Source organism: Bradyrhizobium sp. sGM-13 (assembly GCF_018398875.1).
Classification (GTDB): Bacteria; Pseudomonadota; Alphaproteobacteria; order Rhizobiales; family Xanthobacteraceae; genus Bradyrhizobium.
In genome coordinates this window covers 1-858 of record NZ_JAGWDK010000152.1, presented here as the reverse complement: position 1 = coordinate 858, position 858 = coordinate 1, and the positions used below count along the sequence as shown (strand labels likewise).

The window sequence follows — 858 nt, the reverse complement described above, 5'->3', positions numbered from 1 at the left end:
CGAGAGCTTAAGACAGGAGCTCGAGATCACCTCGTTTTCGACCCGAGAGCAAACAAATGAAGGTATCAACATGATCGATCGTACGATCCGCGGCTCGTAAATGATCGCTTGCTGCTCGGTATGAAAGGTACTTTCAGCGAACTCGAACTGTCGACGCTGCGGCAACGATCGCAAGAGGCCTTACGCCTGAAGGCGGCGCGCGGCGAGCTGCACACGACAGTCGCTGTAGGATATCGGCGCAGCGCAGATGACCGTCTGGAACAAGACCCCGACCAGCGTATCCGCGAAGTGCTGTCTCTGGTGTTCCGAAGGTTTCGGGAGATCGGTAGCGTGCGTCAGGTGGCCCTGTGGCTCTGCCAGGAAGGAATCGAGCTGCCAATCGCCGTGCATGGTCCGCTGGGACGGACGGTGCGCTGGGGCCCGCCGCGCTATCACACCGTCCATCGATTGTTGACCAATCCAGTCTATGCTTATGTCTACGGACGAACGATTTCACGCACGCGAGTCGAAGACGGCCGTAAAGTCACCATCCACGGCGTGGAGCGCCGGCGCGAGGACTGGATGGTTCTAATCCGCAACCATCATGATGGCTATATCTCCTGGGAAGAGTATGATCGCAACCGAGCGATCATTGCCGGTAATGCAAGCATGAAGGGGGCGGTGGTGACGGGTGCGGCACGCAATGGCAGTGGACTTCTCGTCGGCTTGCTGCGCTGTGGGCGTTGCGGACGCAAGTTCAAGGTCCTGCATCATTCGAAGCGGGACGCGCGTTACATCTGCGTCACCCACGTGGATTCGTCGAGCGAGAAAGCGTGTAGCGCGTTCAGCAATATGCGGATCGATGCAGCGGTGTCGGCG

At 58.9% G+C, this 858-nt stretch carries 1 protein-coding gene; it reads left to right on the top strand.

Annotation, left to right across the window (positions count from 1 at the left end; translation table 11 throughout):
• Window positions 1-108: 108 nt before the first annotated feature.
• Window positions 109-858, top strand: a 750-nt coding sequence (locus KJQ96_RS38550; RefSeq protein ID WP_213291164.1) for a recombinase family protein, incomplete at its 3' end; no start/stop codon positions are given.